The sequence below is a fragment of the Bradyrhizobium sp. 172 genome, from assembly GCF_023101065.1.
Taxonomy (GTDB): domain Bacteria; phylum Pseudomonadota; class Alphaproteobacteria; order Rhizobiales; family Xanthobacteraceae; genus Bradyrhizobium; species Bradyrhizobium canariense_D.
The window spans coordinates 4,757,141-4,773,492 of record NZ_CP064701.1; the positions used below are offsets into that span (position 1 = coordinate 4,757,141).

Genomic DNA, 16,352 nt, shown 5'->3' on the forward strand with positions numbered 1-16,352 from the left:
TCAGGACCGACTTATTGGTTAATTGGCACGGTAGGCGCGGCTCGGGTCGTCTCCGGCAAGATCCGCCAGAATCGTCTCGCCGGCGATCGCGGTCTGGCCTTCCGAGACCAGCGCCTTCGTGCCCAGCGGCAGATAGACGTCGAGCCGCGAGCCGAATCGGATCAGACCGAAGCGCTCACCGGCGCCGATTGCCTGCCCCTCTTTGACGAAGCAGACGATGCGCTTGGCGACCAGACCCGCGATCTGGATCACGCCGATCCGCGCCGTCGGCGTCGTGATCACCAGCGAGTTGCGCTCATTGTCCTCGCTCGCCTTGTCCAGCTCGGCATTGATGAACAGGCCGGGCCGGTAGGCGATACGGTCCACCCGGCCCGCGATCGGGCTGCGGTTCACATGGCAGTTGAACACACTCATGAACACCGAGACGCGCGGCAGCGGCCGATCGCCGAGGCCGAGCTCGGCCGGCGGCAGCGCCATAGTGATCATCGAGACGCGGCCGTCGGCGGGCGACACCACGAGCCCCTCGCGCACGGGGGTCACGCGCACGGGGTCGCGGAAGAACAGCGCGCACCATACGGTCAGGATGGTGCCGATCCACCCCAACGGCGACCACAGCCAGAACAGGAGGAGGCTTGCCAGCGCAAAGCCGCCGATGAAGGGATATCCCTCCTTGTGGATCGGCGGGATCTGACGCTGGATCGAATCGAGAATGGACATCGCTATCTGCCGCTCAGGGTTGATGGCGCAGGTCGTCCCGCGCGGTGGTGTTGTTTAGGCCAGAGTTGGGCCCGGAGACAAGGTCACTCCGCCGCCGCAGGCGCCGTCAGGACATCGGCGACCGGCGGTGGCTCCCGGTTGGGCGCCTCGCCGGAATCGGCCATCCTCGCCAGTTTCTCGCGCGCCGCCTCGGCCTCGCGCTGCCTGTTCCACATGCTGGCGTAAAGTCCCCCCTCCCCAAGCAGTTTCGCGTGGGTGCCGCGCTCGGCGATGCGGCCCTGGTCCAGCACGATGATCTCGTCGGCGCCGACGATGGTCGAGAGCCGATGGGCGATCACCAGCGAAGTGCGGTTCTTCGCCACGCGCTCGAGCGCACCCTGGATTTCGTGCTCAGTGTGGGTGTCAAGCGCGGAGGTCGCCTCGTCCAGCACCAGGATCGGCGGCGCCTTCAACACGGTGCGCGCGATCGCAACCCGTTGTTTTTCGCCGCCGGACAGTTTCAGGCCGCGCTCGCCGACCTGGGTCTCGTAGCCTTTCGGCGCCATGCGGATGAAATGATCGATCTGCGCCAGCTGCGCTGCCTGCTCGACCTCGGCATCGCTGGCGTCCCAACGCCCGTAGCGGATGTTGTAGCGGATGGTGTCGTTGAACAGCACGGTGTCCTGCGGCACCATGCCGATGGACGCGCGCAAGCTCGCCTGCGTGACTTCGCGAATGTCCTGGCCGTCGATCAGGATCTTGCCGCCCGAGATGTCGTAGAGGCGAAACAGAAGCCGCGAGATGGTCGACTTGCCCGCACCTGACGGGCCGACGATCGCGACCGTCTTGCCGGCCGGCACCTCGAAGCTGATGCCCTTGAGGATCGGACGGGACGGCTCATAGGCAAAGCGCACATCCTCGAAACGCACATTGCCCGCGGAGACCACCAGTGGCTTCGCGCCCGGCGCATCCTTGATCTCAGCCTCGCGCCCCAGCACGTTGAACATCTTCTCGATGTCGATGATCGCCTGCTTGATCTCGCGATAAACCATGCCCATGAAGTTCAAGGGCTGGTAGAGCTGGATCATCATCGCGTTGACCAGCACGAAATCGCCGACCGTGTTGGTGCCGTTGCGCACGCCGATCGCGCACATCAGCATGGTCGCGGTCAGCCCCAGCGTGAAGATCACGGCCTGCCCGGTGTTGAGCACGGCCAGCGAAGTATAGGCCTGGACGCTCGACTCCTCGTAACGCGCGACCGACCGGTCGTAGCGCTGTGACTCACGGGCCTCGGCGCTGAAATATTTGACGGTCTCGTAGTTGAGCAGCGAGTCGATCGCCTTGGTGTTCGCCTCGGTGTCGGCATCGTTCATCTTGCGGCGGATGCCGATCCGCCACTCGGTCGCGATGTAGGTGTAGTACATGTAGACCGCGACAGTGACGAGGGTCGCAAGCACGTAGCGCCAATCGAACTGCCACAGCAGCACGGCCATCAGCAGCGAGACCTCGACGATGGTCGGGATCAGCTGCAGGATCACCATGCGCACGATGACCTCGATGCCCTCGCGGCCGCGCTCGAGCACGCGCGTCAGGCCGCCGGTCTTGCGCTCCAGGTGGAAGCGCAGTGACAACTCGTGCATGTGGATGAAAGTGATGGTGGCGAGCTTGCGCACCGCGTGCATGGCAACGCGCGCGAAAATGCCGTCGCGCCATTGCGTCAGCACCGCCATCACGATGCGCATCACGCCGTAGCTGGCGGTCAGCAGCAGCGGCGAGGCGATCACCCAGAGGTGCCAATTGTCGGCCTGAACTGGCGCACTGTTGGCGCCGGTCAGCGCGTCGGTCGCCCATTTGAAGCTGAAAGGAACCGTCAGCGTGATCAGCTTGGCGGCGAGCAGCAGCACCATCGACCAGACCACGCGCATCTTCAGGTCGAAACGGTCGCCCGGCCAGATATAGGGCCACAGATGCGCCAGCGTGCCCATCAGCGTGGCCCGCTCCAGCGGCCCCCCGGCGGGATCAGGAACGTTGGCGCCGGCGGGCGATTGAGCTTGGTCCATCAAGAAGCCTGAAAAGCCCGTCGAATGCGGGCTGCGTTGCCATTAAGGATTTTCGTTTGTCATATAGAGCCTTACCGATGCCCATGCACCCCGCCAGATGGCGAATCTTGGATTGTTCGTCGTGGTTTACCGGTAGATTTCCGGAAGCCCCGAATCACCGATTGGGCTTGACGCCTCTTCGCTGCAATGCATCATGGCACCAATGAGCACGATCAAAACCGTCTGTGTCTATTGCGGCTCCGGCCCAGGAACCAATCCCCGTTTCACCGAAGGCGCCAAGGCGTTCGGCAAGGCGCTCGCCGAGAACAACATCCGCCTCGTCTATGGCGGCGGCTCGCTCGGCCTGATGGGCTCGGTGGCGACCTCCGTCCTCGATCACGGCGGCACTGTCACCGGCATCATCCCCGATTTCCTGCGGATGCGGGAAAACGCGCTGACGCGCGTGCAGGAGATGATCGTCACCCCCGACATGCACGAGCGCAAGCGACTGATGTTCGAACGCTCCGACGCCTTCGTGGCGCTGCCGGGCGGCGTCGGCACGCTGGAGGAGTTGGTCGAGCAATTGACCTGGAAGCAGCTGGGACGTCACGCCAAGCCGGTGCTGCTTGCCAACATCGATAATTTCTGGGAGCCGCTGTTCTCGCTGCTGTCGCACATGCGCCAGACCGAGTTCATCCGCGCCGGCCTTTCGGTCGACATCCTCAAGGCCGATCGGATCGAAGAGATTTTGCCGAAGCTGAAATCGGCTGCAGCGCAGATCGAAGATGCGGAAAAGCAGCTCGCACCGGAAATGGCGCGCAAGCTCTAGTCCGCAGGAAACGTCACCGCCTCGATCCGGTTACCATCGGGGTCGACAACGAAGGCTGCGTAATACCGCACGCGATCGTGCGGGCGGATACCCGGCGCGCCGTCGGATGCGCCGCCGGCCGACAGCGCTGCGGCGTGAAATGCATCGACCTCGACGGTCGTCTTTGCCCGCAGGCAGATATGGACGCCGCTCTCCGGCGGCACGTGCGGCATGCCCTCGCGCAGATTGATCCAGAATTCGGGATAGGCCTTGCCGAAGCCGATCGTCCGCGGCCGCGTGACGAGGCGAGCGAGACCGAGCGCGGCGAGTGTTGCCTCGTAAAATGTCGCCGAGCGCTGGAGATCGCTGACGCCGACAGAGATGTGATCGATCATGGGTCGCGCCCCCTCTCCTGCTCGTCATCCCGTTTGTGGCACCGCCGCCCTACGCCGGCGCGCCCGACTTCACCAGCTTGTAGATCACCGAATCCATCAGCGCCTGGAACGAGGCGTCGATGATGTTGGGGGACACCCCGACCGTGGTCCAGCTGTCGCCGTTCTCGTCCTCGCTCTCGATCAGGACGCGCGTGACCGCGCCGGTGCCGCCGTTGAGGATACGAACGCGGTAGTCGATCAGCGTCAGGCCTTCGATATATTTCTGGTACTTGCCGAGGTCCTTACGCAGCGCGACGTCGAGCGCGTTGACGGGACCGTTGCCTTCGGCCGCCGAGATCAGATGCTCGCCGGCGACGTCGACCTTGACCACCGCCAGCGCCACGGTGACGCGTTCGCCATGCGAATTGTAACGCTGCTCGACATTGACGTCGAACTGCTCGACCTCGAAATAATGCGGCACCTTGCCGAGCGTGCGCCGCGCCAGCAGCTCGAACGAGGCGTTGGCGGATTCATAGGCGTAGCCCTGCGCCTCGCGCTCCTTCAATTCCTCGACCAGCCGCGACAGTTTCGGATCGCTCTTCTCATAGGCGATGCCGGCGCGGTCGAGCTCGGCAATGACATTGGAACGGCCGGCCTGATCGGACACCAGCACCTTGCGATGATTGCCGACCAGCTCCGGCAAGACATGCTCGTAGGTCTGCGGATCCTTCAGCACGGCAGAGGCATGGATGCCGGTCTTGGTGACGAACGCGCTCTCGCCGACATAGGCCGCATGCCGGTTCGGAACGCGGTTGAGCATATCGTCGAGCGTGCGCGACACCTTGACCAGGGTCGCGAGCTTCTCCGCCGTGACGCCGATCTCGAAGGCGTCAGCAAACTCGGCCTTCAGCTTCAAGGTCGGAATCAGCGAGCAGAGATTGGCATTGCCGCAGCGCTCGCCGAGGCCGTTCAGCGTGCCCTGGATCTGCCGCGCGCCGGCGCGCACCGCGGCGAGCGAATTCGCCACCGCCTGCTCGGTGTCGTTATGGGCGTGGATGCCGAGATGATCGCCGGGGATGTGCTTCGTCACCTCGGTGACGATCGCTTCGACCTCGTTGGGCATGGTGCCGCCGTTGGTGTCGCACAGCACCACCCAGCGCGCGCCGGCTTCATAAGCAGCTTTCGCGCAGGCGAGCGCGAAACCGGAATCCTCCTTGTAACCGTCGAAGAAATGCTCGCAGTCGAGCATCACCTCGCGGCCGGCGGCCTTGGCTGCTGCGACGCTGTCGCGGATCGAGGCGAGGTTCTCCTCCTTCGTCGTCTCCAGGGCAACGCGCACCTGATAGGCCGACGACTTCGCCACGAAGCAGATCACGTCGGCCTTGGCCTCCAGCAGCCCGGCCACACCGGGATCGTTGGAAACCGAGCGCCCCGCTCGCCGCGTCATGCCGAAGGCGGTGAAGCGCGCATGCGAAAACTTCGGCTTGGTGCCGAAGAACTCGGTGTCGGTCGGATTGGCGCCGGGATAGCCGCCCTCGACATAGTCGATGCCGAGTTCATCGAGCATCTGGGCGATGATTTGCTTGTCGGTCAGCGTGAAATCGACGCCGTTGGTCTGCGCGCCGTCGCGCAGCGTGGTGTCGAACAGATAGAGGCGCTCCTTGCTCATTGCAGCGCTCCCGACGCGGGTCCACTGCCGAGCGTCTTCTGCATGGTGGTGTTGGCCAGCCATTCGTCGTTGACAGTGATGCTGTTGCGCTGCATGGCGACATAGCCGCGCTTGGCGAAAAAGCCCTGCGCGTTGTCGCTGGCATCGACCGTCAGCTTGTCGGCGCCGCGGCCGCCCGCAAGCTTTTCCAGCGCATCGACGAGCATGGTCGCGAGGCCCTGCCCGGCCACGGCCGGATGCACATAGAGCATGCGGATATGATCCTTGCCCTGCAGCGAGGCAAAACCCACCGGTGACCCCTCCAGCGTTGCGATCAGCGTCAGGTCGGAGGCGAGCCCCTTGCCGAACTCTTCGTCTTCCGCCGACGCCATCCAGGCCTGTTGTTGGGCCTCGCTATAGTCCTCGCCGGTCAGCTCTTCGATGCTGGCGGTGAAGATCGCGGCGAGAACCGGCACGTCCTCCGGCAGGAAGGGCCGCAAGCCAGGCTTTGGGAGTGCTTGTGCCATCGTCTTCACCACATCCCATAGAGTTTCAGCGCCAGCGCCACGGCAGCGCCGAGCAGCAGGATTTTCAGCGCGATGTAATAGAACCAGTGCCGCGGAAAAGGCGTATCGGGTCGCTTCATCGTGCGACCTCCCACGTCGTCCCTTCCTTGGAATCCTTGATCGCAACGCCCATCGCGGCAAGCAGATCGCGGATACGATCGGACTCCGCAAAGTCCTTGCGCGCACGCGCCGCCGTCCGCTCCGAGATCAGGCGCTCGACTTCCTTGGCATCGACGCCGCTCGCCTGCTGCTTGCGTCCTTCCCACTGCGCGGCACTCTCGGAGAGAAAGCCGAGCAGACGCAACGAACCCGCGAGGGCACCAACATCGCTGCCGCGCAGCCCATGCAGCGCCGCGATCGCCAGCGGCGTGTTGAGGTCGTCGAGCAGCGGCTCGACCACTGAGGGGGCGGGCTTGCCGGATGCGACGTCAGCCGCAACCCGATACCAATCGTCGAGCGTCCTGGCGCTCTCCTCCAGCGACTTCATCGTCCAGTCGATCGGCGAGCGGTAATGCGTCTTGAGCATATTCAGGCGCAGCACTTCGCCCGGCCAGTCCGCGAGCAGTTCGTGAATAGTGACGAAGTTACCGAGGCTCTTCGACATCTTCTCGCTTTCGACCTGCAGGAAGCCGTTATGCATCCAGTAGTTCGCCATGCGCTCCCGGTGGAAGGCGCAGCAGGTCTGCGCGACCTCGTTCTCGTGATGCGGAAACACGAGATCGATGCCGCCGCCATGGATGTCGAAGTGCTCGCCGAGATGCTTCCAGGCCATGGCCGAGCACTCGACATGCCAGCCCGGGCGCCCCTGCGCGGCGACGCCGGCGGGTGACGGCCATGACGGCTCGCCGGGCTTGGACGGCTTCCACAGCACGAAGTCGGTGTTGCCTTTCTTGTAGGGCGCGACATCGACGCGGGCGCCGGCAACCATCTCGTCCAGCGAACGATTGGACAGCGCGCCATAGCGCGGCAGCCCGGCATCGGCCGCGTTCATCGCCTGCGGCGAGAATAGCACGTGATCCTCGGCAACATAGGCAAAGCCGCCGGCAACCAGCCGTTCGATGATCTCGCGCATCTCGCCGATATGCTCGGTGGCGCGCGGCTCGACGCTCGGCCGCAGCGCGCCGAGCGCGTCGACGTCAGCGTGAAACTGTTTGCCGGTCTGCTCGGTGACTTTCCGGATCGCCTCGTTCAGCGGCAGGCCGGGGAAATCCCGCGCGGCGCGGTCGTTGATCTTGTCGTCCACGTCGGTGATGTTGCGGACATATTTGACGTGCGCCTCACCGTAGAGATGGCGCAGCAGCCGAAACAGCACGTCGAACACGATCACCGGCCGGGCATTGCCGATATGGGCGAAGTCATAGACCGTCGGTCCGCAGACATACATGCGGACGTTCTTGGCATCGAGCGGCACGAAGGTGCGCTTTTCCCGGCTCAGCGTATCGTAAAGGCGCAATTCCATAAGGATACCCGTCGGCTGTTGGCCGGGCGTCCAGTGCTCTCAATGGTTTTGAGAAAAGACGGCTCCAGCCAGCGAATCGCTAGCTCGTAATCTCGCGGCAAATGGCGCAAATGACGAGGAGACCGTTCATGACGGAACATATGGGCTATGAGGCGGCCCCGCGTCAAGAGAGCCGCGAAAACGCCGTCTTATCTCCGCAATGCGCAGCCGCCGCGCGCGGATGGTTCATCTCCTTAACCATTTGAGCCCATTCTGGAACTGGCAGTTCACATTTTTTGCCCCGGTGTTTTCATGCGATCATTGCTCGCGCTCATGTCCTGCGCCTCCATCCTTGCGGCGTCCAGCGCTCTCGCGGAGACCCGCGTCTTCATCATCCCGAACCAGGCGGACGGCTACGGCGTCGATCAGTGCCTGGCCAAGAGCGACAAATGCGGCGCGCAGGTCGCCCGCACCTACTGCCAGTCACGCGATTTTGCCCAGGCTTCGGCCTATCGCCGGGTCGATCCCGACGAAATTACCGGCTCTGTCCCCAAATCCGGCGCAAACTGCTCCCATGGCCATTGCGACGAATATGTCGCAATCACCTGCCAGCGCTGAATTCGCTCGGAACTGGCGTACCTTAGGCCCAATCGCTGGCCTCTGAAACGACGTGACGATGCCGTAGGAAGCGGCTATGGGAGGGCGCGCTCCGGCCTCCCCACATCACGCCTGGCCGTGACCTCGCTAGAATGGCGGATATGCCTGAATTTATGTCTCTCTCCCGTGCTCGCTTGATCCTTGCCTCTGCCGTGCTCTTCAGCACGGTTGCGCTCGCCAATAACGCGTTCGCACAGGCCGGCCCGCCGGGACCGCCGCCTCAGCCCGGCCAGAACGGGCTCGGACCCAACCCGATGTGCGCGCGCCTGGAAGGTCAGCTCGCCGGTCTCGATCGTGGCGGCGGCGGTGATCCCGCGCGCGAAGACCAGATCCGCCGCTATCAGGAATCTCAGACCAAGCAGCAGGCCGAGCTCGATCGTGTCACCATGCAGGCCAAGCGCATGGGTTGCGATTCCTCCGGCTTCTTCTCGCTGTTCAGCGGCCAGTCGGCGCAATGCGGTCCGGTCAACACCCAGATCCAGCAGATGCGCGCCAATCTGGACCAGATCACCGGCAATCTCGAACGCCTGCGCGGCGGCGGCCCCGGCGGCTTTAGCCCCGAGCGTGACAACCAGCGCCGCTCGGTGCTGGCAGCGCTGGCGCAGAACAATTGCGGCCCGCAATATGCCAATGCGGCGCAGTCGCAAGGCGGCGGCAATTTCCTGAGCAATCTGTTCGGCGGCAACAACCCCAATAATCCGCAAGGCGTGCCGCCGTCCGATCTCGGCCCGCAATCAGGCACCTATCGCACTGTGTGCGTGCGCACCTGCGACGGCGCCTACTTCCCGGTCTCGTTTGCGACCGTGCCGGCGCGCTTCCCCGACGACGAGAAGACCTGCAAGGCGCTGTGCCCGGCCGCCGAGGCCGTGCTCTACACCCATCGCAATCCCGGTGAAGACATGAACTCCGCGGTCTCCACCAGCGGCCAGCCCTACACGGCGCTGCCGACCGCGTTCAAATTCCGCAGCGAGTTCAACCCGTCCTGCTCCTGCAAGGCCGCGGGCCAGACCTGGGCGGACGCGCTCAAATCGGCCGACGACAAGGCGTCGGCCGAACAGCAAGGTGACATCATCGTCACCGAGGAGAGCGCCAAGAAAATGCAGCAGCGGCAGCTCAACAAGGGCACGCCTGCCGCCAATGGCAAGAAGGGTGCGGCTCCGGCACCGACGACTGCTGGCGCCCCGGCAGCAACGCCGCCGGCGGACACCGGCACCCCTGCGACGCCTTCCGAGAACAAGCCGATCCGTTCGGTCGGCCCGAGCTTCCTGCCGCAACAACAGAAGTAATAGCCCTTCCCTTCTCCCCTTGCGGGAGAAGGTGGCGCGAAGCGCCGGATGAGGGGTTCTATCCGCTCACATGTGCACATGAGTACGCGGAGATAGACCCCTCACCCGAATGAGTTCGCTTCGACAGCGGAGCTGCCCTCTCCCGCAAGGGGCGAGGGCACAATAACGCCGATCTCGGTTGCGGAAACGGCAGCGCAAGCGCCAGCCTCACCCCTCAAACGCGTCGATCGAGGCTTTGCTCCCACGCGAGACCAGCGTCTCATCCGGAGCGCCGAGCTGCTCGCCTTTGTCGCGAAAGCGGTTGGTGATGGGATAGCGGCGGTCGCGGCCGAAATTCCTGGCTGTGACCTTGACGCCGGGCGCGGCCTGGCGGCGCTTGTATTCGGCGACGTTGAGGAGATGGTCGATGCGGGTGACCGTCTCGCGGTCAAAGCCCGCGGCGATGATTATATCGAGCGGCTCTTCGCGCTCGATGAGACGCTCCAGGATGGCATCAAGCGCGTCGTAAGCCGGCAACGAATCCTGGTCGGTCTGGTTCTCGCGCAGCTCCGCGGTCGGCGGACGCGTGATGATGTCGGGCGGGATCACCTCACCGGCCGGCCCCAGCGCCCCCTCGGGCTTCCACGAATTACGCAAGCTTGCCAGCCGAAACACCTGTGTCTTGTAGATGTCCTTGATCGGATTGAAGCCGCCGTTCATGTCGCCATAGAGCGTGGCGTAGCCGACCGACATCTCCGACTTGTTGCCTGTGGTCACCACCATCAGGCCGGTCTTGTTCGAGATCGCCATCAGCAGCGTGCCGCGGGTGCGGGCCTGGAGATTCTCCTCGGTGACATCGGGCGGCAGATTCTTGAAGACGCCGGACAGGATGGTCTCGAACCCGGTCACCGCTTCGGCGATCGGCAGCACCTCGTAGCGGATGCCGAGATGGCCGGCGAGCTCGCCGGCGTCCGCAATCGAGCTTGCCGCGGTGTAGCGATAAGGCAGCATCACGCCGTGCACCTGATCGGAACCGAGTGCATCGACCGCGATCGCCGCGCACAGCGCGGAGTCGATGCCGCCGGAAATGCCGAGCAGCACGCCGGGAAAGCCATTCTTGGCGACGTAGTCGCGCAAGCCCAGCACGCAGGCCGCGTAGTCGGCGTAGTCTGCCTCGGGCTGCGCGGCGATCGGCCCGGTGCAACGCCAATCGTCGCCGCTTCTCGTGAAGTGCAGTGTGGTGATGCTCTCCGCGAACGCCGGCAATTGCGCTGCGAGCGAAAGGTCGCCGTTGAGCGCAAAGGAGGCGCCGTCGAACACCAACTCGTCCTGGCCGCAAACCTGGTTGAGATAGACCAGCGGCAGACCGCTCTCGGTGACGCGCGCGACCGCGACCGACAAGCGCACGTCGGCCTTGTCGCGGGCGTAAGGCGAGCCGTTCGGCACGAGGATGATCTCGGCGCCGGTCTCGGCCAGCGTCTCGACCACGTTCTCGTAGTCCTCGGACTCCTCAAGCCAGATGTCCTCGCAGATCGGCACACCGACGCGCACGCCGCGCACGGTGACGGGGCCGGCGGCAGGCCCGCGCGAAAACAGCCGCTTCTCGTCGAACACGCCGTAATTCGGTAGATTGCATTTGAAGCGCAGGCCAGCGATACGGCCGCCATCGAGCAGCGCGCAGGCATTATAGAGCCTGCCCTCCTCGACCCAGGGCGTGCCGATCAGCATCGCCGGCCCGCCATCGGCGGTCTCGCGCGCCAGCGCTTCGATCGCAGCGCGGCAGGCGGCCTGAAAGGAAGGCTTCTGCACGAGATCTTCCGGCGGGTAGCCGGCGATGAACAATTCCGGAAACAGCACGAGATCGGCACCGTCGGCGGCTGCCTGCACGCGCGCCGCGCGCGCTTTCGCGGCATTGCCCTCGATGTCGCCCATGGTCGGATTGAGCTGGGCGAGCGTGACCGCGAATGCGTTGAGACGTTCGGTCATGGCGCTCCGATCAGAGCATGATCCGGAAAAGAGTGAAGCGGTTTTCCGAAAAGATCATGCTGAAAAAACAGTTTAAAGCGCGATACGCGCTTTAAAGAAATCCCAATCGCTCGATGATGGCGATGATCCAGAACGCGCCGGCCATCAGCAGCGCGACACCGACCGCGGCCGAGCCCATGTCCTTGACCCGTCCGATCTGCTTGTCGTGATCCATGGTCAGCCGGTCGGCAAGCTTCTCGATCGCCGTATTGAGCAGCTCGACCACCAGCACGAACGCGACCGCGCAGATCAGCTCGACCGCCCGCATCGCGGTCGCGCCGACGAACCACGCGAGCGGCAGCGACAAGAGGAGCGCAACGATTTCCTCGCGGACGGCCTGCTCCGAGCGGAACGCAAAGGCCAGACCGTTACGGGAATTGATCGTGGCCTTCCAGATTCGCAGCAAGGTCTCAGAGCCCCGCTGCGACCGGCATCGGCCTGACCTTGCCGGCGCGTTCCTGCTTGAGCAGTTCTGCGACCAGGAAAGCCATATCGATGGATTGCTCGGCATTGAGCCGGGGATCACAGACCGTGTGATAGCGGTCGTTGAGATCCTCGTCAGTGATCGCGCGGGCGCCGCCGAGGCACTCGGTGACGTCCTGGCCGGTCATCTCCAGATGCACGCCGCCGGCATGGGTGCCTTCCGCGGCGTGGATCGCGAAGAACGACTTCACCTCGGACAGGATGCGGTCGAAGGGGCGCGTCTTGTAACCCGACGTCGAGGTGATGGTGTTGCCGTGCATGGGATCGCACGACCAGACCACCACTTTGCCCTCGCGCTTTACGGCGCGGATCATGTTCGGCAGATGCTCGCCGATCTTGTCGGAACCGAAGCGGCCGATCAGCGTCAGCCGGCCCGGTTCGTTGTCGGGATTGAGCACGTCGATCAGCTTCAGCAGTTCGTCGGGCTTGAGCGACGGGCCGCATTTGAGCCCGATCGGATTCTTGATGCCGCGGAAATATTCGATATGGCCGTGGTCGAGCTGGCGGGTGCGGTCGCCGATCCAGATCATGTGGCCCGAGGTCGCGTACCAGTCGCCGGTGGTGGAATCGACCCGGGTCATGGCCTGCTCGTAGCCGAGCAGCAGGGCCTCGTGGCTGGTGTAGAAATCAGTGGCGCGCAGCTCGGGATGGGCCTCGAGATCGAGGCCGCAGGCGCGCATGAAATTGAGCGCATCGGAGATGCGGTCGGCCAATTCCTTGTAGCGACGGGACTGCGGACTATCCTTGAGGAAGCCGAGCATCCACTGATGCACGCTGCCGAGATTGGCGTAGCCGCCGGTCGCGAATGCACGCAGCAGGTTCAGCGTCGCGGCCGACTGGCGATAGGCCATCAGCTGGCGCTGCGGATCGGGGATGCGCGCTTGCTTGGTGAAGGCGATGTCGTTGACGATGTCGCCGCGATAGCTCGGCAGCTCGACACCGTCGATCTTCTCGGTCGACGAGGACCGGGGTTTTGCGAACTGGCCGGCAACGCGCCCGACCTTCACCACCGGGACGGCGCCGGCATAAGTCAGCACCACCGCCATCTGGAGCAGCACGCGAAAGAAGTCGCGGATGTTGTTGGCGCCGTGCTCGGCAAAACTCTCGGCGCAGTCGCCGCCCTGCAGCAGGAAGGCCTCACCGGCTGCGACCCGCGCCAGCGCCTTCTTCAGATTGCGCGCCTCGCCCGCGAACACCAGCGGCGGAAAGGTCGCAAGCTGCGCCTCGACGTCGGCCAGGGCCTTGGCGTCGGGATAATCGGGCACCTGTAGCACCGGCTTGCTGCGCCAGGACTCGGGCGTCCACCGCTCGGACATCGCAATCTCTCCGTGAAGCAAAAAGCACAACCTGATCTGTGGGTTGCGAGGGTCGCCTTATACACAGGGTGGCCACCGGCCGCCAGTTGTAAATCCGTCTGGCACTGCAAAGCCTTGCGGGGAAAGCCAAATTCGCACTTGCTGGGAACTGCTTGGAAACTGGCAAGATACCTTCGGCCCATGGACGTGGCACTAGACGACGTTTCATCGACGAGATCAGCTTCCCGGCGACTGACGGATATGCGCTGACCGGCACCCTATTCCTGCCGCGCGGGACCAAGCGCCATGCCGTCTTGATCAACTCCGCCACCGCCGTCCCGCGAAAAATCTATCGTGGCTTTGCCTCCTATCTCGCCCATCGCGGCTGCGCGGTCCTGACCTACGACTATCGCGGCATCGGCGACTCCCGGCTGCCGGCGATGGTCGGCTACAACCGGCCGAAATCGCTGGTCGGCTTCAAGGCCTCGATGTCGGACTGGGCCGCGCTCGACGTCACCGCCGCAGTGCACTGGATGCGCGAGCGCTACAATACCCTGCCCTTGACCTATGTCGGGCATTCCTTCGGCGGCCAGGCGCTCGGGCTGCTCGCGAACAACACGGACATTTCGCGCGCCGCGTTGGTGGCCTCGCAGGCGGCGACCTGGCGGCTGATGACGTCGCCGGAAAAATACCGCGTCTTCGCCTTCATGAATTTTGTCGGCGTGCCGCTCGTGCACGCGCTCGGTTACGCGCCGGCCTGGGCCGGCATCGGCGAGGATTTGCCCAAGGGCGTCTTCCTGCAATGGGCCGAGTGGGTCTCGAGCCCCCGCTATCTCTTCGATTCAAAGCTGCCGGCGCTGGAGAATTTCGCCAAGTTCAAGGGCGAGCTGCGCACCCTCTGCTTCTCCGACGATCCCTGGGCGACGCGGCCCGCGGTCGAGCTGCTTGCGAGCGGATTCACCGCGATCAAGCCTGAGGTGCTCAACGTGAAGCCGTCCGACGTCGGCGCCAAGGCGATCGGCCATTTCGGCTTCTTCCGCCCCGACCACCGCGACACGTTGTGGCGTGGCGTCGCGGAATGGATCCAGGGAGAGTAGACGGCGCTTACCGGAGGATCGTCGTCAGCGACGAGTAGCGCTTGTTCGGCTTGGCTTCGCCCGGCGCGAACTGCGCAAAGGCCTGGCTGACGCGGACGGCCGGCGGCGTATCGCCCGCAAAACGAAACTCCTTAGGCCGCGGCGCGTAAAAACTGGCGCTGTAATAGGCGTCGTCGAAGCGCGCCTCGCCGACCCCGAACATTGCGTCGCACGCGAACAGAAGTGCGTAGACTCCCGCGATTGCGACGACGACCTCCCTGAGAACTGACATGCTGATGCCCCACCCTGTTGCAGGCAGGATGCACGCCGGTTCCAAAGCCGGGGTTTAAGGCCGCATGGTTCTTGTCCGCAGGGTTTGCCGCCGCTGAGCAGAAAGCAGACAATCTTATCGATCCCGAAAAAAGAGCCCGCCTGCACGGGTGGTCAGGCGGGCTCCAGGGTTGGCCGCTCGGGAGGTATCAAACGGCCAGATTCATCCAGACAGCCTTGGGCTCCGTGAAATTGTCGAGCGCGGCGGTGCCGTGCTCGCGGCCGAGGCCGGAGTCGCGCTCGCCGCCCCAGGGCAGCCGCACGTCGGTATAGCCATAGGTGTTCATCCAGACCGTGCCCGCGCGCGCCCGCTTGGCAAAGCGCTGCAGCTTGCCGATGTCGCGGCTCCAGACGCCGGCGGCGAGGCTGTAAGCCGTGCCGTTGGCAATCCGCAAAGCGTCGGCTTCATCCTTGAACTTGATGACGCTGACGACGGGGCCAAAGATCTCCTCCTGCGAGATCCGCATCTCGTGCGCGACATTCGCGAACACCGCGGGGCTGATGAAGTAGCCGCGATCGCCGACCTTCTCGCCACCGGTGACGAGGGTCGCGCCCTCCTTCCGGCCGATCTCGACATAATCGAGGACCGACTTCATCTGCTTCTCGGATATGACGGGGCCGAGCGTCGTCTTGCGGTCGAGCGGGTCGCCGATCCTGAGCGACTTTGCGCGTGCCGCCAGCCGCTCGACGACCTCGCCATAGGCTTTTTCCTGCACCAGCACGCGAGAGCCGGCCGAGCAGACTTGGCCGGCATTGAAGAAGATGCCGGAAGCCGCAGCTTTCGATGCGGCTTCGAGATCGGCATCGTCGAAAATGACGTTGGCCGACTTGCCGCCGAGCTCGAGCGAGACGCGCTTGAAGTTGCTAGCGGCGCCCTTCATGATTCCCCGCCCGACACCGGGAGAGCCGGTGAAGGTGACCTTGTCGACGTCGGGATGATTGACCAGCGCGTCGCCGACGACGCGGCCGGGGCCAGTGACGACGTTGAAGACGCCCGCCGGCAGGCCGGCTTCAAGCGCGAGCTCGGCGATGCGTAGCGCCGACAACGAGGTCAGCTCGGCCGGCTTCATCACGATGGTGCAGCCGCAGGCCAGCGCCGGCGCGAGCTTCCACATCCCGATCATCAGCGGGAAATTCCAGGGCACGATCGCCGCGACCACGCCGACCGGCTCTCGCACGGTGTAGGTCAGGGCATCATCGCGCACGGGTACGACGTCGCCGCTGATCTTGTCGGCCCAACCGGCGTAGTAGATCAGCGTGTCGACGGCGGCCGGAAAATCCTGCCGCGATGTCGCGGCGATCGGCTTGCCCGCATCGATCGACTCGAGTTCGATGATCTCCTCGGCGTGAGCCTTGAGCAGGTCTGCCCAGCGTAGCAGGATCTGGCCGCGCTCGGACGCCCGCATCGTGCGCCAGGGGCCTTCGAAGGTCCGGCGCGCGGCCGCTACTGCATGATCGACATCGGCCTCGTTGCCTTCGGCGACGATGGCGATGACCTGCCCGGTGGCCGGATTGAGCGACTTGAATGTGCGACCGGAGTTCGCCGGGACGCGGCGACCGTCGATCAGCAGATGCTGTGGCCGGGACATGAACTCGGTGGCCGGCGAGTGTGCAAAGTCATATGCAACAGACATCATATTCCTCCAGTTCTG

14 protein-coding genes and 1 pseudogene are annotated in these 16,352 nt (G+C 64.4%); 4 read left to right on the top strand and 11 right to left on the bottom strand.

Going from position 1 to position 16,352, the window contains the following annotated elements; genetic code table 11:
- Nucleotides 1–18: 18 nt before the first annotated feature.
- Together IVB07_RS23125 and IVB07_RS23130 are read right to left on the bottom strand one after the other, a co-directional pair.
- Nucleotides 19–723, bottom strand: a complete 705-nt coding sequence (locus IVB07_RS23125; protein WP_256374445.1) for a phosphatidylserine decarboxylase — start codon at nt 721–723, stop codon at nt 19–21.
- Nucleotides 724–800: 77 nt separating this feature from the next.
- Nucleotides 801–2,756, bottom strand: a complete 1,956-nt coding sequence (locus IVB07_RS23130) for an ABC transporter ATP-binding protein/permease (RefSeq protein ID WP_018459346.1) — start codon at nt 2,754–2,756, stop codon at nt 801–803.
- Nucleotides 2,757–2,958: 202 nt separating this feature from the next.
- On the opposite strand from IVB07_RS23130, the gene IVB07_RS23135 reads away from it, so the two are divergent.
- A complete protein-coding gene (locus tag IVB07_RS23135) occupies nt 2,959–3,564 on the top strand; it encodes a TIGR00730 family Rossman fold protein (protein ID WP_018459347.1) in 606 nt (201 codons plus the stop codon).
- Here IVB07_RS23135 and IVB07_RS23140 read toward each other — a convergent pair.
- The 4 genes from IVB07_RS23140 to cysS form a co-directional block, all read right to left on the bottom strand.
- Nucleotides 3,561–3,938, bottom strand: a complete 378-nt coding sequence (locus IVB07_RS23140; RefSeq protein WP_018459348.1) for a VOC family protein — start codon at nt 3,936–3,938, stop codon at nt 3,561–3,563. The genes IVB07_RS23135 and IVB07_RS23140 overlap by 4 nt on opposite strands.
- 49 nt (nt 3,939–3,987) lie before the next feature.
- Nucleotides 3,988–5,586: a citramalate synthase gene (gene cimA / locus IVB07_RS23145; RefSeq protein ID WP_018459349.1), complete on the bottom strand. Its 1,599-nt coding sequence runs from the start codon at nt 5,584–5,586 to the stop codon at nt 3,988–3,990.
- The gene (locus IVB07_RS23150) at nt 5,583–6,092 is read right to left on the bottom strand and encodes a GNAT family N-acetyltransferase (RefSeq protein WP_085385796.1); all 510 of its coding nucleotides are present in this window, start codon (nt 6,090–6,092) and stop codon (nt 5,583–5,585) included. The genes cimA and IVB07_RS23150 overlap by 4 nt, the downstream gene beginning before the upstream one ends.
- 115 nt (nt 6,093–6,207) lie before the next feature.
- Nucleotides 6,208–7,590, bottom strand: coding sequence for a cysteine--tRNA ligase (cysS, locus tag IVB07_RS23155; RefSeq protein WP_018459351.1), 1,383 nt, complete (start codon nt 7,588–7,590; stop codon nt 6,208–6,210).
- A 291-nt stretch (nt 7,591–7,881) separates the two neighbouring features.
- Between cysS and IVB07_RS23160 the strand changes: the two genes are divergently transcribed.
- Nucleotides 7,882–8,187 carry a hypothetical protein gene (locus IVB07_RS23160; RefSeq protein WP_026233782.1) on the top strand — a complete coding sequence of 102 codons (306 nt, stop codon included), beginning with the start codon at nt 7,882–7,884 and terminating at the stop codon, nt 8,185–8,187.
- A 131-nt stretch (nt 8,188–8,318) separates the two neighbouring features.
- A complete protein-coding gene (locus IVB07_RS23165) occupies nt 8,319–9,512 on the top strand; it encodes a DUF2865 domain-containing protein (RefSeq protein ID WP_085395861.1) in 1,194 nt (397 codons plus the stop codon).
- 207 nt (nt 9,513–9,719) lie between these two features.
- On the opposite strand, the gene IVB07_RS23170 is transcribed toward IVB07_RS23165, so the two are convergent.
- The 3 genes from IVB07_RS23170 to IVB07_RS23180 form a co-directional block, all read right to left on the bottom strand.
- Nucleotides 9,720–11,477: an NAD+ synthase gene (locus IVB07_RS23170; protein ID WP_018459354.1), complete on the bottom strand. Its 1,758-nt coding sequence runs from the start codon at nt 11,475–11,477 to the stop codon at nt 9,720–9,722.
- A 91-nt stretch (nt 11,478–11,568) separates the two neighbouring features.
- Nucleotides 11,569–11,922: a diacylglycerol kinase gene (locus IVB07_RS23175; RefSeq protein WP_018459355.1), complete on the bottom strand. Its 354-nt coding sequence runs from the start codon at nt 11,920–11,922 to the stop codon at nt 11,569–11,571.
- 4 nt (nt 11,923–11,926) lie between these two features.
- Nucleotides 11,927–13,315, bottom strand: coding sequence for a 3-deoxy-7-phosphoheptulonate synthase class II (locus IVB07_RS23180; protein WP_018459356.1), 1,389 nt, complete (start codon nt 13,313–13,315; stop codon nt 11,927–11,929).
- 180 nt (nt 13,316–13,495) lie between these two features.
- Between IVB07_RS23180 and IVB07_RS23185 the strand changes: the two are divergent.
- Nucleotides 13,496–14,391 (top strand): annotated as a pseudogene (locus tag IVB07_RS23185) (alpha/beta fold hydrolase).
- A 7-nt stretch (nt 14,392–14,398) separates the two neighbouring features.
- On the opposite strand, the gene IVB07_RS23190 reads toward IVB07_RS23185, so the two are convergent.
- Together IVB07_RS23190 and IVB07_RS23195 are read right to left on the bottom strand one after the other, a co-directional pair.
- Nucleotides 14,399–14,662 carry a hypothetical protein gene (locus tag IVB07_RS23190; RefSeq protein WP_018459357.1) on the bottom strand — a complete coding sequence of 88 codons (264 nt, stop codon included), beginning with the start codon at nt 14,660–14,662 and terminating at the stop codon, nt 14,399–14,401.
- A 187-nt stretch (nt 14,663–14,849) separates the two neighbouring features.
- Complete coding sequence (locus IVB07_RS23195; protein WP_026233785.1) at nt 14,850–16,334, bottom strand: aldehyde dehydrogenase family protein; 1,485 nt, start codon at nt 16,332–16,334, stop codon at nt 14,850–14,852.
- Nucleotides 16,335–16,352 lie beyond the last annotated feature (18 nt).

Bases quoted from the DNA above. Each gene is read 5' to 3' on its own strand.
- IVB07_RS23130 (WP_018459346.1), bottom strand. From the start codon at position 2,756: ATGGACCAAGCTCAATCGCCCGCCGGCGCCAACGTTCCTGATCCCGCC.
- IVB07_RS23135 (WP_018459347.1), top strand. From the start codon at position 2,959: ATGAGCACGATCAAAACCGTCTGTGTCTATTGCGGCTCCGGCCCAGGA.
- IVB07_RS23140 (WP_018459348.1), bottom strand. From the start codon at position 3,938: ATGATCGATCACATCTCTGTCGGCGTCAGCGATCTCCAGCGCTCGGCG.
- cimA (WP_018459349.1), bottom strand. From the start codon at position 5,586: ATGAGCAAGGAGCGCCTCTATCTGTTCGACACCACGCTGCGCGACGGC.
- IVB07_RS23150 (WP_085385796.1), bottom strand. From the start codon at position 6,092: ATGGCACAAGCACTCCCAAAGCCTGGCTTGCGGCCCTTCCTGCCGGAG.
- cysS (WP_018459351.1), bottom strand. From the start codon at position 7,590: ATGGAATTGCGCCTTTACGATACGCTGAGCCGGGAAAAGCGCACCTTC.
- IVB07_RS23160 (WP_026233782.1), top strand. From the start codon at position 7,882: ATGCGATCATTGCTCGCGCTCATGTCCTGCGCCTCCATCCTTGCGGCG.
- IVB07_RS23165 (WP_085395861.1), top strand. From the start codon at position 8,319: ATGGCGGATATGCCTGAATTTATGTCTCTCTCCCGTGCTCGCTTGATC.
- IVB07_RS23170 (WP_018459354.1), bottom strand. From the start codon at position 11,477: ATGACCGAACGTCTCAACGCATTCGCGGTCACGCTCGCCCAGCTCAAT.
- IVB07_RS23180 (WP_018459356.1), bottom strand. From the start codon at position 13,315: ATGTCCGAGCGGTGGACGCCCGAGTCCTGGCGCAGCAAGCCGGTGCTA.
- IVB07_RS23190 (WP_018459357.1), bottom strand. From the start codon at position 14,662: ATGTCAGTTCTCAGGGAGGTCGTCGTCGCAATCGCGGGAGTCTACGCA.
- IVB07_RS23195 (WP_026233785.1), bottom strand. From the start codon at position 16,334: ATGTCTGTTGCATATGACTTTGCACACTCGCCGGCCACCGAGTTCATG.